The 21,761-nt window shown below is 64.7% G+C and carries 19 protein-coding genes, 2 tRNA genes and 2 pseudogenes; 11 read left to right on the top strand and 12 right to left on the bottom strand.

Annotated elements, in window-relative coordinates:
- Nucleotide 1: 1 nt before the first annotated feature.
- A complete protein-coding gene (locus tag VJV41_RS19930) occupies nt 2–529 on the bottom strand; it encodes a peptidylprolyl isomerase (RefSeq protein ID WP_325336748.1) in 528 nt (175 codons plus the stop codon).
- 107 nt (nt 530–636) lie between these two features.
- On the opposite strand from VJV41_RS19930, the gene cwsA reads away from it, so the two are divergent.
- Together cwsA and VJV41_RS19920 are read left to right on the top strand one after the other, a co-directional pair.
- Nucleotides 637–1,083 carry a cell wall synthesis protein CwsA gene (gene cwsA / locus VJV41_RS19925; protein ID WP_325336747.1) on the top strand — a complete coding sequence of 149 codons (447 nt, stop codon included), beginning with the start codon at nt 637–639 and terminating at the stop codon, nt 1,081–1,083.
- Between the two features lie 21 nt (nt 1,084–1,104).
- Complete coding sequence (locus VJV41_RS19920) at nt 1,105–2,457, top strand: L-serine ammonia-lyase (protein ID WP_325336746.1); 1,353 nt, start codon at nt 1,105–1,107, stop codon at nt 2,455–2,457.
- Between the two features lie 15 nt (nt 2,458–2,472).
- On the opposite strand, the gene VJV41_RS19915 is transcribed toward VJV41_RS19920, so the two are convergent.
- The 11 genes and pseudogenes from VJV41_RS19915 to dnaA form a co-directional block, all read right to left on the bottom strand.
- Nucleotides 2,473–2,829: a hypothetical protein gene (locus VJV41_RS19915; protein ID WP_325336745.1), complete on the bottom strand. Its 357-nt coding sequence runs from the start codon at nt 2,827–2,829 to the stop codon at nt 2,473–2,475.
- Between the two features lie 21 nt (nt 2,830–2,850).
- Nucleotides 2,851–2,923: transfer RNA gene (locus tag VJV41_RS19910), tRNA-Ala, on the bottom strand.
- Nucleotides 2,924–3,052: 129 nt separating this feature from the next.
- A tRNA-Ile gene (locus VJV41_RS19905) sits at nt 3,053–3,126 on the bottom strand.
- Between the two features lie 57 nt (nt 3,127–3,183).
- Complete coding sequence (locus VJV41_RS19900) at nt 3,184–4,083, bottom strand: DUF3566 domain-containing protein (protein WP_325336744.1); 900 nt, start codon at nt 4,081–4,083, stop codon at nt 3,184–3,186.
- A 19-nt stretch (nt 4,084–4,102) separates the two neighbouring features.
- Nucleotides 4,103–7,165, bottom strand: coding sequence for an intein-containing DNA gyrase subunit A (gene gyrA / locus VJV41_RS19895; RefSeq protein ID WP_325336743.1), 3,063 nt, complete (start codon nt 7,163–7,165; stop codon nt 4,103–4,105).
- Between the two features lie 21 nt (nt 7,166–7,186).
- A complete protein-coding gene (gyrB, locus tag VJV41_RS19890) occupies nt 7,187–9,214 on the bottom strand; it encodes a DNA topoisomerase (ATP-hydrolyzing) subunit B (protein ID WP_325336742.1) in 2,028 nt (675 codons plus the stop codon).
- A gap of 225 nt (nt 9,215–9,439) precedes the next feature.
- Nucleotides 9,440–10,009 carry a DUF721 family protein gene (locus VJV41_RS19885; protein WP_325336741.1) on the bottom strand — a complete coding sequence of 190 codons (570 nt, stop codon included), beginning with the start codon at nt 10,007–10,009 and terminating at the stop codon, nt 9,440–9,442.
- Nucleotides 10,002–11,168 (bottom strand): DNA replication/repair protein RecF, encoded by a 1,167-nt coding sequence (gene recF / locus VJV41_RS19880; RefSeq protein ID WP_325336740.1) that lies wholly within the window; start codon nt 11,166–11,168, stop codon nt 10,002–10,004. Before recF ends, VJV41_RS19885 begins: the two co-directional genes overlap by 8 nt.
- Nucleotides 11,169–12,074, bottom strand: a pseudogene (gnd, locus tag VJV41_RS19875) (phosphogluconate dehydrogenase (NAD(+)-dependent, decarboxylating)); the annotation flags it as partial.
- A gap of 19 nt (nt 12,075–12,093) precedes the next feature.
- Nucleotides 12,094–13,293, bottom strand: a complete 1,200-nt coding sequence (dnaN, locus tag VJV41_RS19870) for a DNA polymerase III subunit beta (RefSeq protein WP_325336739.1) — start codon at nt 13,291–13,293, stop codon at nt 12,094–12,096.
- Nucleotides 13,294–13,854: 561 nt separating this feature from the next.
- Complete coding sequence (gene dnaA / locus VJV41_RS19865) at nt 13,855–15,357, bottom strand: chromosomal replication initiator protein DnaA (RefSeq protein WP_325336738.1); 1,503 nt, start codon at nt 15,355–15,357, stop codon at nt 13,855–13,857.
- 559 nt (nt 15,358–15,916) lie between these two features.
- Between dnaA and rpmH the strand changes: the two genes are divergently transcribed.
- The 9 genes and pseudogenes from rpmH to VJV41_RS19820 all read left to right on the top strand — a co-directional run.
- On the top strand, nt 15,917–16,060 hold the full coding sequence (gene rpmH / locus VJV41_RS19860; protein ID WP_325336757.1) for a 50S ribosomal protein L34: 144 nt from the start codon (nt 15,917–15,919) through the stop codon (nt 16,058–16,060).
- Nucleotides 16,061–16,081: 21 nt separating this feature from the next.
- Nucleotides 16,082–16,441: a ribonuclease P protein component gene (gene rnpA / locus VJV41_RS19855; RefSeq protein ID WP_325336737.1), complete on the top strand. Its 360-nt coding sequence runs from the start codon at nt 16,082–16,084 to the stop codon at nt 16,439–16,441.
- Entirely contained in the window at nt 16,438–16,734 is a 297-nt protein-coding gene (gene yidD / locus VJV41_RS19850; protein ID WP_325336736.1) for a membrane protein insertion efficiency factor YidD, read from the top strand. Before rnpA ends, yidD begins: the two co-directional genes overlap by 4 nt.
- Nucleotides 16,735–16,777: 43 nt before the next feature.
- A complete protein-coding gene (gene yidC / locus VJV41_RS19845; protein ID WP_414685006.1) occupies nt 16,778–17,839 on the top strand; it encodes a membrane protein insertase YidC in 1,062 nt (353 codons plus the stop codon).
- A gap of 37 nt (nt 17,840–17,876) precedes the next feature.
- A complete protein-coding gene (locus VJV41_RS19840; protein WP_325336734.1) occupies nt 17,877–18,431 on the top strand; it encodes a protein jag in 555 nt (184 codons plus the stop codon).
- 72 nt (nt 18,432–18,503) lie between these two features.
- Nucleotides 18,504–19,196, top strand: coding sequence for a 16S rRNA (guanine(527)-N(7))-methyltransferase RsmG (gene rsmG, locus VJV41_RS19835; protein ID WP_414685004.1), 693 nt, complete (start codon nt 18,504–18,506; stop codon nt 19,194–19,196).
- Complete coding sequence (locus VJV41_RS19830; protein WP_325336732.1) at nt 19,193–20,233, top strand: ParA family protein; 1,041 nt, start codon at nt 19,193–19,195, stop codon at nt 20,231–20,233. Before rsmG ends, VJV41_RS19830 begins: the two co-directional genes overlap by 4 nt.
- Before the next feature lie 121 nt (nt 20,234–20,354).
- Nucleotides 20,355–21,335, top strand: coding sequence for a ParB/RepB/Spo0J family partition protein (locus tag VJV41_RS19825; RefSeq protein ID WP_325336731.1), 981 nt, complete (start codon nt 20,355–20,357; stop codon nt 21,333–21,335).
- 217 nt (nt 21,336–21,552) lie between these two features.
- A pseudogene (locus tag VJV41_RS19820) lies at nt 21,553–21,761 on the top strand (acetyltransferase); the annotation flags it as partial.

Genomic DNA, 21,761 nt, shown 5'->3' with positions numbered 1-21,761 from the left:
GTCAGGCGACGGTGATCGACTCGATCACCACCGGATCGGTCGGCCGGTCACTGCGGTCGACGGCCGTGGTGGCGATCGCGTCGACGACCGTCTGCGACTCGGGGTCGACGACCTCGCCGAAGATCGTGTGCTTCCGGTTCAGGTGCGGCGTCTTGCCGACTGTGATGAAGAACTGTGAGCCGTTCGTGCCGGGCCCCGCGTTGGCCATCGCCAGCAGGTAGGGCTTGTCGAACTGCAACTCGGGATGGAACTCGTCGGCGAACTGGTATCCCGGGCCGCCACGACCGGTGCCCGACGGGTCGCCACCCTGGATCATGAAGCCGTCGATCACGCGGTGGAAGACGGCACCATCGTAAAAGGGCCCGGACGAGCCGCCTGACGCGTTTTCGGTGCTGTAGTCCTTGGTGCCCTGCGCCAGGCCGACAAAGTTGGCGACGGTCTTGGGGGCGTGGTTTCCGAACAGAGCGATCTTGATGTCGCCGCGGTTGGTGTGCAGTGTCGCGGTCGCGGTCTGAATGGGGCTCGTCACGGGATGCCAGTGTGCCACGCCCGCTTCCGCACCCAACCAGGCACCGCTTGCTTGCGGTTGATGGCAGGCTGGAGGCGAATCCATTCCGGCCGCGAAAGAGGTGCCCTATGAGCTCGAAGACGGATGACCGGTTGACGTCCGGCCAGCGGTTGACCCGCGGGCTGAAGTATTCGGCGGTCGGACCGGTCGACGTCACGCTCGGCACGCTTGGCCTCGGTCTGCACGGTGCTCAGTCGTCGGCGTCATGGATCGGCGACCGCTACCGCAAGGGTCGGCTGCGCGCCCAGCTTCGTGAGGACGTCGCGGCCGTGCAGGAATCGCTCGCACAGGAGTTGGCTGCCGCCCAGGAGGTCGTCGCGAACTTCCCGTCGGCGCTTGCCGATGCGCGCCGCTCGCGCCGTCGCCGTCGGCCGCTGATTTTCGCCGCCCTGGGCGCCGTCGTGGTGGCTGGGGGAGCGGTGGCGTTCTCGATCATCCGTCGGTCGTCGCAACCGGAGCCCTCCGCCGCGAGCCAGTCGCGCCCGCCCAGCGTCGACGTTGCGCCCAAGCCCTAGTTTGCTGTAAGTCCCCGCGCGATGGCTGTCTCGGTCTTTGATCTGTTCTCCATCGGCATCGGGCCGTCCAGTTCGCATACGGTCGGTCCGATGCGGGCCGCGGGCCGATTCGCCCGGCATCTCGTCGACGATGGTCTGCTGCCCGTCGTCACCCGGGTGCGCATCGAGCTCTACGGCTCGCTCGGGGCGACTGGCGCCGGCCACGGCACACCTGGCGCGGTGATGCTCGGGCTGGAGGGCCACACACCCGAGACAGTCGACCCAGTCGCGGCGCGAGCACGCGTCGAGGAGATCGCGGCCGAGCACAAACTGCTGCTCGCAGGAACGCACACCGTGCACTTCGACCCGGCTGACGCCGTTGTTATGTCGTTGCAAGCCATGGATTTTCACAGCAACGGCATGGTGCTTGTAGCCAACGACGGTGACGGGGAGGAACTCAGTCGGCGCGTCTACTACTCAGTCGGCGGGGGGTTCGTCGTCGACGAGCAGGAAGCACAGTCAAGCAGTCGCGAAGAACCGGCCGTCCCGTATTCGTTCAGCACGGCGGCCGAGCTTGTGGCGCTGGCGACCGAGAACGGGTGCAGCATCGCCGAGCTGATGGCACGCAACGAAGCTGCGCTCGGGCGCGAGCCTGACCTTCGAGCCGGACTCCTGCGGATCTGGGCTGCGATGCGCGAATGTGTCGACGCTGGCTTGGCCGCGACGGGTACGTTGCCGGGAAGGCTCGGCGTCAAACGTCGCGCGCGTTTGCTGGCCAAGGCGCTGGACCCAGAGGATCCGTTGTATGCGATGGACTGGCTGACGGTCTACGCGTTGGCGGTGAACGAGGAGAACGCCGGCGGCGGTCGGGTCGTCACAGCGCCGACGAACGGCGCGGCCGGTGTGATCCCCGCGGTGTTGCACTACTACTCGCGGTTCGTACCTGGCGCGAACGACGACGGAATTGTCGAGTTTCTACTGACGGCCGCGGCGATCGGGCAGCTGTTCAAGGCGAACGCTTCGATCTCGGGGGCGGAGGTCGGCTGCCAGGGTGAGGTGGGCTCGGCGTGTTCGATGGCGGCCGCTGGGCTGGCGGCGGTGATGGGTGGAACGCCTGCGCAGGTGGAGAACGCCGCCGAGATCGGCATCGAGCACAACCTCGGACTGACGTGTGACCCGGTGGGCGGGTTGGTACAGATTCCGTGCATCGAGCGCAATGCCGTCGCGTCGGTCAAAGCGATCACCGCGGCGCGGATGGCCTTGCACGGGGACGGAACTCACCATGTCAGCCTCGACACCGCGATCAAGACGATGCGCGATACCGGCGCCGACATGAAGGACAAGTACAAGGAGACGTCGCTCGGCGGGCTCGCCCTCAACGTCGTCGAGTGCTGATCGGGGGTCGCCTAATCATTGGCCATAGGTGTATCGCAGATTGGCGTTGACGAGTTCGCCCATGCGTTTGCACATGTGCATCGCGAGAGCGCGCTCGGGGAGCGGCTCGTTGACATACAGGGTCCACCGCAAGTCGGTGCCGCCGCGCGCGGCGTGTAGGTCGAATTGCACCCGAGCATCGGGACGCTTGGCCCACAGCGACGACCAGACAACACGGTCCGGTCGGTTGGATTCGACGACGACCGGCGCCATTTCGTCGTCGAGAAGATGCAGCCACGGTCGGACGGGTTGACGATTCGGGTCGCAGAGATCTTCGAAGATGGCCCCTGGCGGCGCGGGCTGGTTACGCTTCCGCGAGCCGATCGACTCCATGCAATGAACGTAGCCACTACGTGGAGCCTAGGAGATTCGAACTCCTGACATCTGCCTTGCAAAGGCAGCGCTCTACCAACTGAGCTAAGGCCCCTGATCTGGTCAGGACGGCGCGTCGGCCGCTGCATGCCACACCTCGACCCCGTGCCGTGACCTCCACACGATCACCGCCACTGCTACCGCTACGAGCAGCAACACCAGCCTCATGGTGTGTACCTTTCCGTGGGGCTAGGAGGACTCGAACCTCCGACCTCTTCGTTATCAGCGAAGCGCTCTAACCGCCTGAGCTATAGCCCCGTATATGCCGCATGGCCGAGCGACGAGATTACCGCAATGGCCTGCCCCGACCCAAACTCAGTCGCGATCCGCCAGTGTGACTTCGACACCGCCGACCAAGTCGGTGGTCAGGTTGTAGATGAACGCCCCGCATGTGGCCATCGCGGTCAACAGCACGATGTTGACCAATCCGATCAACGTCGCGCCGCCGAAGATGGTTCCGCTGGACACCAGCTCGCCGCCGCTGCCGCCGCCGCTGGTGAGTAGGTCGCCGACATTGCTGTTGAGCTTGCTCCACACACCCATGCCGCCGAGCACCAGGTAGAGGAATGCGACAGCGATCATCCAGACGAAGAACATCGCGACCGACAAAACGAGCGACACCTTCAGCGTGCTCCACGGGTCGATCCGGCGGATCTGCATACTGGCGCGCACCGGCCCTTTGTGACGAGTGCCGACCTGAACGCGGCTCGTGGCCGCCGCCGGCCGGCTCGCCGGTTCCGCCGTCGTGCGCTCGGGCGGCGGCTTGCGCTGCTGCGGCGTGCGGGGCTTTGGCCCCGACAGATCCGGGAGCTCGCTGGCGTAGGCCTCCGGTCGTGCCGCTTCGGTCCGTTCACCCCGAGGCGGCCCGTCCTGCTCGTGCGTCGACGGCGACGGCGTAGACCCGCCGGCGATGAAGCGGTTCAGCCGGGCATCCACGCCGGGGGAGTGGCTCGTTGCGCCGCGGGGAGGCTCAGTGTGCGCCGAGGTCTCCGGCGGTTGACGATGGGGTTGCCGCGCCGCTCGGGCCGCCGGGCCGCGCTGCCAGGGTGGAACATCACCCGAGTCCGAGACGTGGCCCGCCGGTAGCGGGCCCGTACGCGACGCCGCGTTGCCCAGCGAAGCGCCGTCGTGGGCGGACGACCCGCCGGCGGAGCCGTTGGCGCTACCGGGACCGTCACCCGCGCGCGGGTATCCCGGCTCGTTCGGTGAAGTCACCTACGGCTCCTTAACGTCGTTACGCGTCCGGCTCGGCGGCGGCGTCTGCCTCGTTCTCCTCGGCGTTGCGCGCAATGGCAACCAGTGTGTCGCCCTCGCCCAGGTTCATCAACCGAACGCCCTTGGTCTGCCGCCCGGCCTTGCGGACCTGGCGAGCAGCCGTCCGGATGACGCCTCCACCCGAGGTGATGGCGTACAACTCGGTGTCGTCATCGACGATCAACGCTCCAACAAGACTGCCACGACGCTTGTCGAACTGGACCGTCAGCACCCCCTTGCCGCCGCGGCCCTGGACCGGGTACTCGTCGATCGCGGTGCGCTTGGCGTACCCGCCGGCCGTCGCGACCAGCAAATACGTACTCTCGCGGACCACATTCAGCGACAGCAGCTTGTCCTCTTCGTTGAACCGCATGCCCTGCACACCGGAGGTGGCGCGGCCCATCGGGCGCAGCGCCTCGTCGGTCGCCGAGAACCGGATCGACTGGCCCTTCGCCGACACCAGCAGCAAGTCTTCCTCGGACGAACACAGCACAGCGCCGACCAACTCGTCGCCGTCGCGCAGGTTGACCGCGACGATGCCGCCGGAGCGGTTGGAGTCGAAGTCCGTCAGCTTGGACTTCTTCACCAGGCCGTTGCGGGTGGCCAGCACCAGATACGGCGCGTCCTCGTAGCTCTTGATCTGGATGACCTGGGCGATACGTTCCTCCGGCTGGAAGGCCAGCAGGTTCGCGACGTGCTGGCCCCGCGCGGTCCGCGACGCCTCCGGCAAGTCGTATGCCTTGGCGCGGTAGACCCGGCCCTGTGTGGTGAAGAACAGGATCCAGTCGTGCGTCGAGCAGACGAAGAAGTGGTTGACGATGTCGTCCTGTTTGAGCCCGGCGCCCTGCACGCCCTTGCCGCCGCGCTTCTGGCTGCGGTAGAGGTCGGACTTGGTGCGTTTGGCGTAGCCGGTCTCGGTGATCGTGACGACGACCTCTTCGCGCGCGATCAGGTCCTCGTCGGAGACTTCGCCATCGGCCGGGACGATGCGGGTGCGACGGTCGTCGCCGTACTTGTCGGCGATCTCCTTGAGCTCGTCACGCACGATGGCGCGTTGCCGCTCCGGCTTGGCCAAGATGTCTTCGAGGTCGGCGATCTCGGCCTCGATCTTGGCCAGGTCGTCGACGATCTTCTGACGTTCCAGGGCGGCCAGGCGGCGCAGCTGCATATCCAGGATCGCCTGGGCCTGGATCTCGTCGATATCGAGTAGCTCGATCAAACCCTGCTTGGCGACGTCGACGGTCTCCGACGCCCGGATGAGCGCGATGACCTCGTCGAGCGCGTCGAGCGCCTTGACCAGACCGCGCAGGATGTGGGCGCGTTCGTTGGCCTTGCGCAGCCGGTAGGTGGTGCGCCGCACGATGACATCGAGCTGGTGGTTGACGTAGTGGCGGATCAGCTGGTCGAGCCGCAGCGTGCGGGGCACGCCGTCGACGATCGACAGCATGTTGGCGCCGAAGCTGGTCTGCAGCTGCGTGTGCTTGTAGAGGTTGTTCAGCACCACCTTGGCCACGGCGTCGCGCTTGAGCTCGATGACGATGCGCAGCCCGACGCGGTCGCTGCTCTGGTCCTCGATGTTGGCGATGCCGTTGAGCTTGGCGTCACGGACCTGCTCGGCGACCGAGGTGATGAAGTTGTCGTGGTTGACCTGATACGGCAGCTCGGTGATGACGATGCCGGTGCGGCCGCGCGAATCTTCCTCGATTTCCACCACACCACGCATCCGGATGGACCCGCGGCCGGTGGTATACGTGTCGTTAATCCCTTGGGAGCCAACGATCAAGCCGTAGGTGGGGAAGTCCGGGCCCTTGACGCGCTCGGTTACCGCCTCGAGAGTTGCTTCCTCGTCGGCGTCATGATTCTCCAGGCACCAGTACACGGCCTCCGCGAGTTCGCGAAGGTTGTGCGGGGGCATATTGGTGGCCATGCCGACGGCGATGCCACCCGAGCCGTTGGCGAGCAGGTTCGGGAACCGGCTCGGCAGAACCGTCGGCTCCTGCACCCGTCCGTCGTAGTTCGGGATGAAATCGACTGTCTCCTCATCGATTTCACGCAGCATCTCCATCGCCAGCGGCGTGAGACGTGCCTCTGTGTTGTGGCTGACGAAGCCGTTGGTGATAAACGCGTGATCGTCGGTGTCGACTCGCAGGCTGTACACGGACTGCACGCCAGCATCTGTCACCGCGGCTACGCGCGCGTAATGGAAACGGCCGTCGGTCAGCTCATCGACAATGGTCTGCGCGTCCGGATCGTCGCCGTGGCGGTTCAGGAACTCGTCGAGAGTCGGGTATATGACGGAATTCGGCCGATTTTCGTCATCTTCCGTACTCTCGGCGCGCAGCACTGCGACGTCGCCGGGACGGATCTCCTCGATCAGCTTCCACAGCAGCGTCGGCACACCGGCGAGGTCCACGAGGCAGAGAAGCGGATGGTTCGCAGTGCCGGTGACCTCATGGCCTTCGACGGTGCGGACCGTGTATGTCTGGTGCTCGCCGGAGTGGAAGAACCTGTCAGCGACGACGGGGATACCATGTCGCCCAAGCACTTTGAGGTCGATGACGTTGTCAGAGTTCGGCTGTGCGTCAGGAACTATGTCGCCTATGCGTACCGATTGGCCGTCAGGCAGCGCGACCAGTGCATCGCCCGTGACGCAATACCGCATGGCCGCTGGCGGGTCGTTGCCCGGCGAGCCGAAGTTGCCCTGGCCGTCGACCAGCGGGTAACGCAGCGACCACGGCTGCGCCATCCGGACGAGGGTGTCGTAGATCGAGGCGTCGCCGTGCGGGTGGTAATTACCCATCGTTTCGGCAACGGAGCGTGCGGATTTCGCGTGGCTGCGGTCCGGCCGGAAGCCCGAGTCGTACATCGCATACAGCACCCGGCGGTGCACCGGCTTCAGGCCGTCACGCACCTCTGGCAGCGCGCGACCGACGATGACGCTCATCGCGTAGTCGATGTAGCTGCGCTGCATCTCCTGCTGGATGTCGACCGGCTCGATACGGTCTCCTGCTTCGTCGCCCGGCGGCAACGTGGTGTCAGTCATGTTTTTGAGTCCTAGTTCGTGTTAAACGTCAAGGAAGCGAACGTCTTTGGCATTGCGCGTGATGAAGCTGCGGCGGGCTTCGACGTCCTCGCCCATCAGAATCGAGAACAGCTCGTCGGCGGCGGCGGCATCGTCCAACGTGATTTGACGCAGCACCCGCACCGACGGATCCATCGTGGTCTCCCACAGTTCCTTTGCGTCCATCTCGCCAAGGCCTTTGTACCGCTGGATGCCGTCCTCGGTGTTGATCTTCTTGCCCGCGGCGCGGCCGGTTTCGAGCAGCCCGTCGCGCTCGCGGTCGGAGTAGGCGAACTCCGGCTCAGTGCGCTGCCACTTCAGCTTGTACAGCGGCGGCTGCGCGAGGAACACGTGGCCATTCTCGATCAGCGGCTTCATGAACCGGAACAGCAGCGTCAGCAGCAGCGTCGAAATGTGCTGGCCGTCAACATCCGCGTCGGCCATCAGCACGATCTTGTGGTAGCGCAGCTTCGTCAGGTCGAACTCGTCGTGAATGCCGGTGCCCAGCGCGGTGATGATGGCCTGGACTTCGGTGTTCTTCAGCACCCGGTCGATGCGGGCCTTTTCGACGTTGATGATCTTGCCGCGCAGCGGCAGGATCGCCTGGAACATCGAGTCACGCCCACTCTTGGCCGAGCCGCCGGCCGAATCGCCCTCCACGACATACAGTTCGGACTTTCGCGGGTCGGTAGACCGGCAGTCGGCCAGCTTGCCGGGCAGCCCTCCGATGTCGGTAGCGCTCTTGCGGCGCACCAGCTCGCGGGCCTTGCGCGCCGCGATACGCGCCTGGGCGGACGAGACGGCCTTGTTCACAACGGTCTTGGCCTCGGCGGGATTCGCCTCGAACCAGTGGCCCAACTGCTCGTTGCAGATCTTCTGGACGAACGACTTGACCTCGGTGTTGCCGAGCTTGGTTTTCGTCTGGCCCTCGAACTGCGGTTCCCCGACTTTGACTGAGAGAACCGCGGCCAACCCCTCGCGGATGTCGTCACCGGTGAGGTTCGGATCCTTCTCCTTGAGCAGCTTCTTGTCCTTGGCGTACTTGTTGACCACCGTGGTCAGCGCGGCGCGGAAGCCCTCTTCGTGGGTGCCGCCCTCGTGGGTGTTGATGGTGTTGGCGAACGTGTGCACCGACTCGGAATAGCCGGCGTTCCACTGCATCGCGATCTCCACCTCGTGGCCCTCGCCCTTGCCGGAGAAGTCGACAATGCTCTGGTGGATCGCCGTCTTGGTCCGGTTGATGTGCTTGACGTAGTCGACCAGCCCGCCGGGGTAGTGAAAGGTTCGGTTCTTCGTCTTATGCGGGGCCGTGGCCTCGGCGGCTTTTTCCTCCGCAGACTTCGGCGCCTCGGCGGTGTCGCTGACGACCTCGTCGACGACTTCTTCCCGGGTGACGCGCTCGTCGGTCAGCGTGATGGTCAAGCCCTTGTTCAGGAATGCCATCTCCTGCAACCGCCGCGCCACGGTTTCGAAGTCGTATGTAGTGGTTTCAAAGATCGTCGGATCCGCCCAGAACCGCACCACCGTGCCGGTCTTCTTGGTGGCTTCACCCTGCTTGAGGGTGCCGGGCACAGACTGGTCGTAGTACTGAAACCACTCGTGCCCGTCACGCTTGATCTCCACCTCCAGACGTTTGGAGAGCGCGTTGACCACCGACACACCCACGCCGTGCAGGCCACCCGACACCGCATAGGAGTCGGAGTCGAACTTTCCGCCGGCGTGCAGCTGTGTCATGACGACGTCGACGGTCGGCGCACCGGAGGCGTGCATGGCCACCGGGATGCCACGGCCGTCGTCGGTGACCTCGACCCCACCGTCCTCGAGCAGTCTTACGTCGACCGTCGTTGCGTAGCCGGCCATCGCTTCGTCGACCGCGTTGTCGACCACCTCCCAGATGAGGTGGTGTAGTCCGCGCTCGCCGGTGGAGCCGATATACATGCCCGGACGTTTGCGGACGGCCTCAAGTCCCTCAAGAATCGTGATGGACTGAGCGCCGTATTCCTCTTGTGCTTTCTTCTTCGCAGCAGCCACGGGCGGAAGCTTCTCCTTGGGGGTCGCAGCGGCGGTAGTCGTTACCACCGGCAAGTCATGAAAATCAGTCTACCGTCAGATGGCGACAGGACCGATTCTGCGGCGGCGTTTCTACCCATCTATCCGCGCCGTCTGTGGAATTTTTCGATCTGAGGTGCGTCCAGACGCTTGAGAGACGAAGTCGCCGCGTTGTGGCGGCTCTCAGCCAACGGCAAATGTTGCCGTTCAGCCGTACGTGTCGCGGGGCCCGCGGCCGGCGATGTGATATCGGCCCTTACGCCACGATGGCGCGATCGGGCCCACAATTTTCAGCGACATGACCACCCCATCCCCGACTGCCGCGGCGATCTTGGCCAACAGTTGAGCCTGGACCATCCGTAGTTGGGTGGCCCACGCTGTCGACTCCGCTGAGACCGTGAGCACGCCATCGTTCAACGAGGTCGGCGTCGCGTGTCCGGCGATCTGCTCTCCGACCACCGACTGCCACCGTCCGAAGACCGATCCTTCGGCCACCCGGCCCGACCAACCGCGGCTGCGTGCCAGGTCGCTCGTCGCGGCCCCGAGCGGCTGCGGATCCCGACCGTCGGGTGCCGGCCCGGACCAGCGTCGGCGGCTCGACCCGGCGACCCGTCGGTTAGGGGAGCTACGACCGCGGCCGACGTCCTTTCCTTGCACACGCGCCGCGCCACGCGCCTCTTCCAGCGTTCGGCGCACGAGGTCCATCCCGGCCAGTCCGCTGAGATGGGCCGGCGGCCGGATGTCCGTGTCGTCGTGGTTGTCTTCTTCTTTAGTCATCGCCTCGCACCATCGAAATTCGCCCCGTGTCCTCTTCGCGCATCGTTATCTCGATCCGGCGCACATCCCAATCTGCCGGGATGTCGTCGTGCACCGCCGCCGTCACCAACACCTGTTCCGCAGAGGCGGCAACGTTGGCCAGTGCTTGACGACGCGCGGTGTCCAGTTCGGCGAACACATCGTCGAGCAACAGCACCGGATCGCCGCCTTCGGTGCGCAGCAGTTCATATGCAGCAAGCCGCAATGCCAACGCCATCGACCACGATTCGCCATGGCTGGCAAAACCTTTCGCGACTTGGTCACCAAGCCTTAGTTCAAGGTCGTCGCGGTGCGGCCCCACCAGACACACGCCACGTTCAAGCTCGGCGTCACGGCGGCGGGCCAGCTCATCCAAGAGCGCGGCTTCGAACAGTTCGGCGCTATAGTTTCCGGCGGCCGCCTCGTTTTCGACAACTTCAACGCTGCTGCGATAACGAATGGCCGCAGGCCGGGATGCCGGCGCCAGTAGCTGGTATGCCTTTTCCACCTCGGGCGCAAGTTGATTCGTCAATTCCACACGCGCAGCGATCAATTGAGCGCCGTGCGCGGCGAGATGCCCGTCCCAAACATCGAGAGTTTCCAACACGCCGGGGTCACGGCGGTGACGCGCGCCCCCTGCCGTCTTCAACAGAGCCGTGCGCTGGCGCAGCACCTTGTCATAATCGGCACGCACCCCAGCAATACGGGGACGGCGCGTCGACGCCAGTTCGTCCAGATACCGACGCCGTTCGTTGGGATCGCCGCGCACCAGCGCCAGGTCCTCCGGCGCGAACAGCACTGCGCGCAGCACGCCCATGATTTCGCGTGCCGTCCTGACAGGGGAGCGGTTCAGCCGCGCCTTGTTGGCCCGGCCCGCCGTGATTTCCAGGTCCACCGCCAGCTCGCGACCGTCGTTCACCACGATGGTCGACACGACTGCCCGCTCCGCGCCCGCGCGGATCAGCGGCGCATCCGACGCGACTCGGTGAGATCCGAGTGTCGCCGAATACCAAAGGGCCTCAATAAGATTCGTTTTGCCATAGCCATTTGGGCCGACGAACACCGTCCGCCCGGGCTCGAGGTCCAGGTCGACCCGCGGCCAGGACCGGAAGTCGGTCAACCCGAGATGGCGGACGTGCACCTATCCCGACTCGCTGACCCTCTTGACGGCGTGCCCACCGAACTGGTTGCGCAGTGCAGATACCGCCTTCATCGCCGGTGAGTCCTCCTGACGAGACGCGAATCGGGCGAACAGCGACGCCGCGATCACCGGCATCGGCACGCGGTGGCTGATGGCTTCCTCGACAGTCCACCGGCCTTCGCCTGAGTCCTCGGTATAACCACTGATGTCGACGAATTTTGGGTCCTCTTTGAGAGCCTTGGCCAGCAACTGCTGCAACCAGGAACGCACGACCGTACCGTTCGTCCATGCCTGGATGACGGCCTGTGTGTCGGTGATGAGGTCCTCGGCCGCGAGCAACTCATAACCCTCGGCATAGGCCATCATGAGGCCGTACTCGATACCGTTGTGCACCATCTTCGCGTAATGCCCGGCGCCGACCGGTCCGGCGTGTACGAACCCGTCCTCGCGTGGGCCTGGAGGGCGCAGGGTGTCGAAGATCGGCATGACCTGTTCGACGTCGGCCTCGCTGCCACCGACCATCAGGCCGTAGCCTTCCTTCAGACCCCACACGCCGCCCGAGACGCCGGCATCGATGAACTTGATTCCCTTGTCGCCCAACAGTTTCGCGTGCGGCCCGTCTTCGCTGTAGCGGGAGTTTCCGCCGTCGATGACCATGTCGCCTGCCTCGAGTTCGTCGGCAAGTGCGGCGATCGTTTCGTGCGTTATCGGTCCCGACGGCACCATCACCCACACCACCCTGGGAGTGGCGAGTGCTTCGGCGAGCGCAGCCAGCGTCGGGACGTCGGTGACCTCCGGTCGGGGGTCATATCCGATCACCTCATGACCACCCTCGCGCAGCCGCTCGCGCATGTTGAAACCCATTTTGCCCAGGCCGATAAGACCCAATTGCATGTGCGCGCCTCTTTCGTGGCGATAGGGCCGGTCAGCCCGGAAGCCGCACCGGCATCAGCAGGTAGACGTAATCGGTTTGAGCCGCCGGGAACGGACCCGCCGCACCGACGCCCCCATCATCCTCACTTGCCGGCCGCAACACCGCGGGACGGCTCGGTGTCGTGAAACCAAATGTCACACGCTCTGAATGCAACGACCCCAGCCCGTCTGTGAGATACGTCGGGTTGAACGCGATCGTCAACGGGTCACCCGAGAAGGAGACGGGAAGATCTTCTTCGGCTCGGCCGACGTCGTCAGCGCCCGCGGACAGTCGCAACACGTCATCGGCGAACTCCATCCGGACCTGCGCACCGCGATCTGCCACCAACGCGACGCGTTTGATCGCTTCGGTGAGCTCCGCGACCCCAATGGTCGCGATCGCGGTGTGCTCAGCGGGAAGCAGCTGACGAAACTTCGGGAATTCCGCATCGAGCAGGCGCGTGGTGCTGCGCTTTCCTTGGCTGCGAATGCCGAGCAAGCCTTCCTTGCCAACCGCCGACCCGGCACCCAACGACAGATGCACGTCCGTGCCGTCGGCGCCCGCCTTCGCGGCCTCGGCCAATGTCTTGGCCGGCACCAGTACAGCGGCCTCGATGTCAGCCGACTCCGTCGACCAGGTCAGCTCGCGGACCGCGAGGCGGAACCGGTCGGTGGCGGCCAAAACGACCTTCTCCCCGGAAATTTCGACGCGGATACCGGTGAGCATGGGCAGCGTGTCATCGCGACCGGCGGCAACTGCCACCTGACCGATCGCCTCGGCGAACAGCTCCGAGGAGACCACACCCGTGTCGTCGGGCAGCGCCGGCAGCGCGGGATAGTCCTCCACGGCCATCGTCGGCAGCGAGAAGCGCGCGCTGCCGCAGATCAGTGACACCCTGGTGCCTTCGACGCTGACGTCGACGGGTTTGGCCGGCAGTGCCCGCGTGATGTCAGACAACAGCCGACCGGACACCAAAACGCTTCCGGGAGAGGCGATTTCGGCTGAAACCTGGACCTCGGCCGAGACTTCGTAGTCAAATCCCGAGATCGTGAGCCCGTCGTCGGAACCGGTGAGCAGCACCCCCGCCAACACCGGAACCGTAGGCCGGGTGGGCAGGTTCCGCGCAACCCAGGCCACGGCGTCGGCGAAGTCCTCGCGTACGAGTCGGAACTTCAAATCGGTGAGACCAACCGTTGTCGTCGCCACGTCCATAGCGTCCCTTCGAATAACACCCCAGCAAGCTCTAACCAGCGGTTTCGCGGTGTCTCACCATACGTGTTGGTCACGCGTTGGGACGACCGTAACGGCTGTCGATGAACCACCGTAGAGCTTTCCGCTTCAACTTGAAAGCTAATCGATCGGGCTGACATCGAAGGTCGTTAACCGGTTCGGCCCCTGTCGATTGCGTGCGTCCCCAGCCGCCTTCTTCTGAGGAGAAACTTTGGAGATATACAAGTAACAGTAATAGGGCATGTACACATTGGGGATGAACCGCCGTCGGTGCAGCGTGGCATGTGTCTCCGGGTGTGAGTGGATTGTGGATGACGGCGAGCAGGAACGGCTGCCGTTGTGAACCGCTGGTGAGCTGTGTACGACACCGCGGGTAGTTCGCGGGTTAACAGCAAGTTGTCCACACCCGTATGCACAGCGGTTCGGTGTGACAACTGAGACGGCCGGTGCCAAAGTTTTTTGCAAGTTTTGGGTGTGCGACGGCAATTGACGCGCGGTTGCCCGACGGTGGTGTCGGGTAATCGGACGGTAGACGAATGAGAATCAGCGCTTGGAGCGCTGGCGGATCCGCGTCGTGAGTTCCTTGACGTGATCGAACACCTCGCGGCGTTCGGCCATTTCGCCTCGGATCTTCTTTTCTGCGTACATCACCGTGGTGTGATCGCGGCCGAACGCCTGTCCGATCTTGGGCAGTGACAAGTCGGTGAGCTCGCGGCACAGGTACATGGCGATCTGACGCGATTGGGCCAACGCGCGGGTCTTGCCGGGTCCGCGGAGTTCTTCGACGGTTGTTTCGAAGTACTCGGCCGTGGCGGCCATGATCCCAGCGGTGCTGATCTGCATCGTGCTGGCATCCGAGATCAGGTCTCGCAGCACGATTTCGGCGAGCGACTTGTCGATCGGTGTCTTGTTCAGTGACGCGAAAGCAGTGACGCGGATCAATGCGCCCTCGAGCTCACGGATATTGCGTTCGATGCTGCTCGCGATGAGTTCGAGTACGTCATCCGGGACGTCGAGGCGATCCATCTGCGCCTTCTTGCGCAGGATCGCGATTCTCGTCTCGAGCTCAGGCGGTTGAACGTCGGTGATCAGACCCCACTCGAACCGGGTGCGCAATCGATCCTCAAGGGTTGCCAGCTGTTTTGGAGGTCGATCGGAGGAGATGACGATCTGCTTGTTGGAGTTATGCAGTGTGTTGAAGGTGTGGAAGAACTCTTCCTGGATGCCTTCTTTGCCTTCGATGAACTGGATGTCGTCAACCAGCAGGACGTCGATGTCGCGATAGCTGCGCTTGAAGGATGCTTTCCGGTCGTCACGCAGGGAGTTGATGAAGTCGTTCGTGAACTCTTCGGTCGACACGTACTTGACGCGCATCCCCGGAAACAGCCGTTGGGCGTAGTTGCCGGCGGCGTGCAAGAGGTGTGTTTTACCGAGGCCGGATTCGCCCCAGATGAAGAGTGGGTTGTAGGCGCGCGCGGGCGCCTCAGCAATCGCGAGCGTCGCGGCGTGAGCGAACCGATTGGAGGCGCCGATGACGAACGTGTCGAAGGTGTACCTGCGGTTGAGATTGACCGCGGTGGGTTCTCCGGCGGATGCATTCTGGTGACGGTTGGAGAAGAAGGTCGGCCAGCTTTCCTCGGCGCTGGCGAGGGCTTCGGAGTCCTCGTCGACCTCGTCGGATTCGACGCTCGGAGTGGACGCGGCAAAGCCGTTGGGGCCGTCCTCGGCGGTGTCCTGGCTCGGTGCGGCAATTCGCACCCCGAGTTCGACGCGGTGGCCGAGGTGTCGGCTCAGTGCGCTGATGATCGGCTCGCGCAGGTGACGCTCGATCTCATTTTGCACAAACGGCGTCGGAACGGAGAGCAGGGCAAACCCCTCGGTGATGACGAGCGGTTTGACCAGTTTCAACCAGGCTCTTTGCTGGGGCGTGAGAATTGGGAGTAGGGAATCGCCGTTGACTGTCCCGGTGGGCTCGATGTCACCATTGAGCTCGGCAACTACGTTGTTCCAGACGGCGACAAAGGGTGGATCGGGGTCGGCTGTCAACGACGGGTACCCCCTCGCGGCCGTTTCAGGGACGACCAAAGGAACGATGACGAACTGTCCACATAGTTATCCACAGGTTGTGGACACAGGACAGCCGCCGTCGCTCTGTTGTCTACCGGCAGGGACGCCTCGGGCCGGGGCTCGTCACAGGGGTGGTGCGTTCTGTGGGCTCGCGACTGAGTGGGCATCCTCGCTTCGTTGTCTGTCGCCGTTTCGTTATCGAATCGGCATTGGCAGAAGCTAACAGTTTTCTTCGCGAGTGCCAACCGTTCTGCAACATTATTCGTGGGTTCGTTGGCGGCTTGCAGAAGTCCGTGACGGCTGTGACGCTTGTAAAGCGTACGGCCGTCGCTGAGCGAGGTTTGACCCAGCGAAATCTCGTCAGTACCCTCGAACAGTCGCCCGAACGTGGCGATACGGCTGCGACCTAGTAACCGCTGGAGACCGCGCCGGTTAGCAAGCGAGACGGACGAGCTTACCAACGGCAACCGCGTCCCCACCGGTATGAGCATGCATCGGCGTGGGCTGCGGACGCCATACGCAACGAGGAGTGACAGCCGTGGCCAAGGGCAAGCGGACATTTCAGCCGAACAACCGGCGCCGTGCGCGGGTGCATGGCTTCCGGCTGCGGATGCGGACCCGGGCCGGCCGGGCAATCGTGTCCAACAGGCGCGCCAAGGGTCGCCACAAGCTCACTGCGTGATTCGGCGCAAGGTCTAGCGCGGTGCTTCCGGCGCGGTACCGGATGACGCGGTCGGCGGAATTCGGTGCCACGGTGAGTCAAGGGGTGCGGGCGGTGCAGCCCGACCTCGTCGTGCATGCATTGCGCTCCGATGTGGCCGCGGACAGCGGGCCGAGAATCGGCCTCGTTGTCGCGAAATCCGTTGGCAGCGCAGTGCAACGGCACAGGGTCTCACGACGGCTTCGCCACGTGGCGCGCACGGTGATCGACGAGCTCGATCCGGCCGACCGGGTGGTCATCCGGGCGTTGCCGAGCAGCCGCCACGCCATTTCAGCACGGCTCGAACAGGAACTGCGGACAGCGCTGCGCCGGACGCGTCCGCGTAACGGAGCCCAGAGGTGAGCGCGTCCGTCGGTTCGGCCGCGGCACGCGGCGTGATCTATCTGATCCAGCTGTACCGCCATACCGTCTCCCCGTTGCGCCTACCGACGTGCCGGTTCACTCCGACGTGTAGCCAGTATGCGGTGGAGGCGCTGAGCGAGTACGGCTTGATCCGTGGTGGGTGGTTTGCGTTGGTGCGGCTGGGGAAGTGCGGCCCGTGGCATCGCGGAGGATGGGATCCGATACCCGAGCGCGATGGCGTGCACGCGAACGCACAAACCGTCGTCGATTTAGAGAGCGAGACGCGTGTTTAACTGGTTCAGCCTCGACATCATCTACTACCCGGTGTCGGCGATCATGTGGGTCTGGTACAAGGCGTTCGCCTTCGTCCTGGGCCCGTCCAACTTCTTTGCGTGGGCGCTGTCGGTGATGTTCCTGGTCTTCAGCCTGCGCGCGATCCTCTACAAGCCGTTCGTCCGTCAGATTCGCACCACCCGGCAGATGCAGGAACTGCAGCCACAGATCAAGGCTCTGCAGAAGAAGTACGGCAAGGACCGCCAGCGCATGGCGCTCGAGATGCAGAAGCTGCAACGCGAGCACGGCTTCAACCCGATCCTCGGCTGCCTGCCGATGCTGGCGCAGATCCCCGTCTTCCTCGGCCTGTATCACGTGCTGCGGTCGTTTAACCGCACAGTGACCGGCGGGTTCGGCGGTAGCTTCGGGCCGCACCTGTCAGTGGAGCAGAACCGCGCGACGGGCAACTACGTCTTCAGTGCCGCCGACGTCGGGCACTTCCTGGATGCGAATCTGTTCGGGGCGCCGATCGGTGCGTCGATGACACAGACGAGCGGACTCGCCGCGTTCACCGAATTCAGCCGGCCGGCAGTGATCGCCGTCGGGATTCCGTTGATGATCGCGGCGGGCATCGCAACGTACTTCAACAGCCGGGCCTCGGTGGCGCGGCAGAGCCCCGAAGCCGCAGCCAACCCACAGACGGCGATGATGAACAAGCTCGCGCTGTACGTGTTCCCTCTGGGCGTCGTGCTGGGCGGTCCGTTCCTGCCGATCGCGATCATCCTGTACTGGTTCTCGAACAACATCTGGACCTTCGGTCAGCAGCACTACGTGTTCAGCATGATCGCCAAAGAGGAAGAGGCGAAGAAGCTCGAGGCGCAGGAGCGTCGCGCGGCGAACGCACCGCCACCGGGCGTCAAGCCGAACCGGCCGCGTAAGACGCAGACGGCCCCAACGGAGGGTGTGTCAGACGCGGAACCGTCGGGGACCGAGCTGGGGACAGACGGTAAGGCAGCCGACTCGAGTGGGAGCGAGCCAAGCGCCGGCAGCGCTGCGGGGAACCGCGCGCCGCGGCCAGGCGCGACTCCGCGGCCGGGAGCACGGCCGAAGAAGCGCAAACGTTGACCGGAACTACTACCGGGGGATGAGGGAGAGACAAGACATGACGGACGCCGAAACAACGGAACGTAGCGAGGACTTGACGGACGAGGACACCGGCGCCGAGGGCTCCGAGCCGATCGCCGAAGAGGACCTGGAAGACCGCCTGGTTGCCGAAGGCGAGATCGCCGGCGACTACCTGGAGGAGCTGTTGGACCTCCTCGACTTCGACGGCGACATCGATCTCGACGTGGAGGGCGACCGCGCGATTGTCAGCATCGACGGCGGTGGCGATCTGAACAAGTTAGTGGGACGCAAGGGCGAGGTCCTCGACGCGCTGCAGGAGTTGACGCGCTTGGCGGTCCACCAGAAGACCGGCGAGCGCAGCCGGCTGATGCTCGACATCGCGCGGTGGCGCCGGCGTCGTCGCGACGAGCTCGCGGCGCTGGGGGATAAGGTCGCTCGGCAGGTGCTTGAGACCGGCGAGCGTGAAGAGCTGGCACCGATGACGCCGTTCGAGCGCAAGATCGTTCACGACGCGGTCGCCGTCGTTGATGGTGTGCACAGCGAGAGCGAGGGTATTGAGCCGTCGCGCCGCGTGGTTGTGCTGCTCGACTGATCAAGAGTTACATCTATGTAGTTCCCGCCGCGACGCCGGTTGTCGGTCCGCGAGATCCGGAGGATGTTTCACGTGAAACATGCGGAGGTGTCCCCGGCGCCGCGGGCCGCCGACGCTGTCTTCGGAGAGTCGACGGCGCGCGCCCAGAAGTACGCGGAGATCCTGGCGGGCGCAGGCGTCGAACGAGGGCTGCTGGGTCCACGTGAAGTGGATCGTGTGTGGGACCGACACATATTGAATAGTGCCGCGGTGGCGGAACTCCTCGCTCCGGATGAGCGCGTGGCCGACATCGGTAGTGGAGCGGGTCTGCCCGGGATACCGTTGGCACTGGCTCGGCCCGATCTGCGGCTGACGCTCATCGAACCACTGTTGCGGCGTAGCGAGTTTCTGCGCGAGGCGGTCGAGGAGCTCGGCATCGATGTCACGATCGTGCGCGGGCGGGCCGAAGAATTGTCGATCCGCGAACGGGTGGGGGAGATGGACGCGGTTGTGTCCAGGGCGGTGGCGTCTCTAGACAAACTCGCGAAGTGGAGTCTGCCGCTGCTGCGGCCCGGCGGGCGCATGTTGGCGATGAAGGGTGAGCGTGCCGAGGACGAGATTCGCGAACACCGGCGTGTGATGGCGTCCCTCGGTGTCGTCGATGTAAGGGTGAACAGATGTGGCGCGGACTACTTGGATCCACCCGCGACCGTGGTCGTCGCGCGGCGGGGAACGGCGACTCCGGTAGCCAACCGGTCACGACGAACGGTCAGGAGAAGAGCATGAGTCCGGTTCCCGACGGCGGCGGCTCGGCACCAGACGGCGGGCCTGTGGATGCCGCGCAGCGAGCCGATGTTTCACGTGAAACATGGAACAACGGAGCGCCGCCACAGCAGGAAAGCGCCCCACTTCCCGCCGCGCCTCCGCCGGAGGGTTGGACCGAAGAAGCGGGGTTGGACACCCCAATCGGCGCTGAAGCCGAGCGCGCCGTCCGGCTTCTGCACGTCGCGACCAAAGGCGGCCTTCCGCGGCCGGCCCGTCAGCGCGTGTTCACGATCGCCAATCAGAAGGGCGGCGTCGGCAAGACCACGACGGCGGTCAACGTCGCGGCTGCCCTCGCGCTCCAGGGACTACGTACCTTGGTGATCGACCTCGATCCGCAGGGCAACGCCAGCACCGCACTGGGCATCGAGCACCGGGAGGGAACCCCGTCCTCCTACGAGGTGCTGATCGGTGAGATCCCGCTGCAGGCGGCGATCCAGCGCAGCCCCCATAGCGAGCGCCTGTTCTGTGTCCCCGCCACCATCGACCTGGCCGGTGCCGAGATCGAATTGGTCAGCATGGTGGCGCGCGAAGGACGGCTGCGCACGGCGCTGGCCGAACTTCAGAACTACGACTTCGACTACGTGTTCATCGACTGCCCACCGTCCCTTGGATTGCTCACGATCAACGCGCTGGTCGCCGCGCCTGAAGTGCTGATCCCGATCCAGTGCGAGTACTACGCCCTGGAGGGAGTGGGGCAGCTGCTGCGCAACATCGAGATGGTCAAGGCGCACCTCAATCCCGAACTCAACGTCACCACGGTGATCTTGACGATGTACGACGGACGGACCCGACTGGCGGACCAGGTCGCCGCGGATGTGCGGGCGCACTTCGGCGATAAGGTTCTGCGGACGGTCATCCCGCGCAGCGTCAAAGTGTCCGAGGCGCCGGGGTACGGCATGACGATCCTCGACTACGACCCGGGCTCCCGAGGGGCGATGAGCTATCTGGATGCCAGTAGGGAGCTTGCCGAACGCGGCACCCCGCAGGGGCCACGATGAGCGCTTGCGCGAAGAGCAGATGACCACGATGAGCGCTTGCGCGAAGAGCAGACGACCACGATGAGCGCTTGCGCGAAGAGCAGACGACCACGATGAGCAGTTGCGCGGACAGGAGACGTTCATGACCCAGCCGGCACGTAAACGAAGCGGCCTCGGCCGCGGCCTGGCGTCCCTCATCCCGACCGGGCCTGCCGACGGCGAACAGGTTGTGCCCGGGCATCGAATGGGTGATGCGGCCGCCGACGTCGTTTTGGGTGGCGGCCCGATCCCTGAGGTCAACCCCGTCGGTGCGGTCTATCGCGAGATCGACCCCGCGTACATCGAACCCAATCCACGCCAGCCTCGTCAGGTCTTCGACGAGGAGGCGCTCGCCGAACTCGTGCACTCCATCCGCGAGTTCGGGCTCATGCAGCCGATCGTCGTGCGCGCTATGCCGGTGACGGATGGCACCCCGCGGTATCAGGTCGTCATGGGGGAGCGCCGCTGGCGGGCAGCGCAGCAGGCCGGCTTGGCCACCATCCCGGCCATCGTCCGCGAGACCGCCGACGACAGCATGCTGCGCGACGCCCTGTTGGAGAACATCCACCGCGCCCAGCTGAACCCGTTGGAAGAGGCGGCGGCATACCAGCAGCTGCTCGACGAGTTCGGGGTCACCCACGACGAACTCGCATCCCGCATCGGTCGGTCAAGGCCGTTGATCACCAATATGATCCGGCTGCTGCGGCTGCCCATCGCGGTGCAGAGGCGGGTCGCAGCCGGCGTCCTCTCGGCCGGCCATGCGCGCGCACTGCTGGCCCTGGAAGGGACCGCGGAGCAGCAGGAGGAACTCGCCGCGCGCATCGTGGCCGAAGGGCTATCGGTGCGCGCTACCGAGGAGGCGGTCACGCTGGCGAACCGCGCCGACACCGCCGCGCCGGGCGTGCCACGGCGCAAGCCGATTCACATGCCAGGTCTACAGGACGTTGCTGAGCGGCTCTCTACGGCCTTCGATACCCGCGTCACGGTCAGTCTTGGCAAACGCAAGGGCAAGATCGTTGTGGAGTTCGGGTCGGTTGACGATCTGCAACGAATTGTGGACCTGATGAACTCGTCGAACCGCTGACCAACGACACGCGGGAATTACGTCACTGTGACACGTACCGGCTCCGCGGCATGCGCTGGCGGCCTCTGCAAGGTAAATTCCGTGTGGCCCAACATGTTTCGGGTAGGCGACGGGAAGACGGGAACGAACATGGCGAAAACAGGCCATTGATGCCGCGTACTTCTATCCTGGAGTGGCAGCCGTGCACGTCAGCACCGCGTGAAACCCGGGGAGTTTAGTGGCAGCGCGAATCACGCCCCTGCGGCTCGAAGCGTTCGAGCAGCTGCCCAAGCACGCTCGACGGTGCGTGTTCTGGGAGGTCGATCCGTCGACCCTGCAGGGATCGCACGGGGGCGGTGATCAGCTGTGGGACCCCGAGTTCGAAAAGGAAGCGTGGCTGTCGATGGTCATGCTCGAGTGGGGTGCGTGCGGACAGATGGCAGTGCA

Source organism: Mycobacterium sp. (genome assembly GCF_035274705.1).
Classification (GTDB): Bacteria; Actinomycetota; Actinomycetes; order Mycobacteriales; family Mycobacteriaceae; genus Mycobacterium.
Note: the sequence above shows the minus strand (reverse complement) of the source record. Positions and strands in the feature narration are given on the sequence as shown.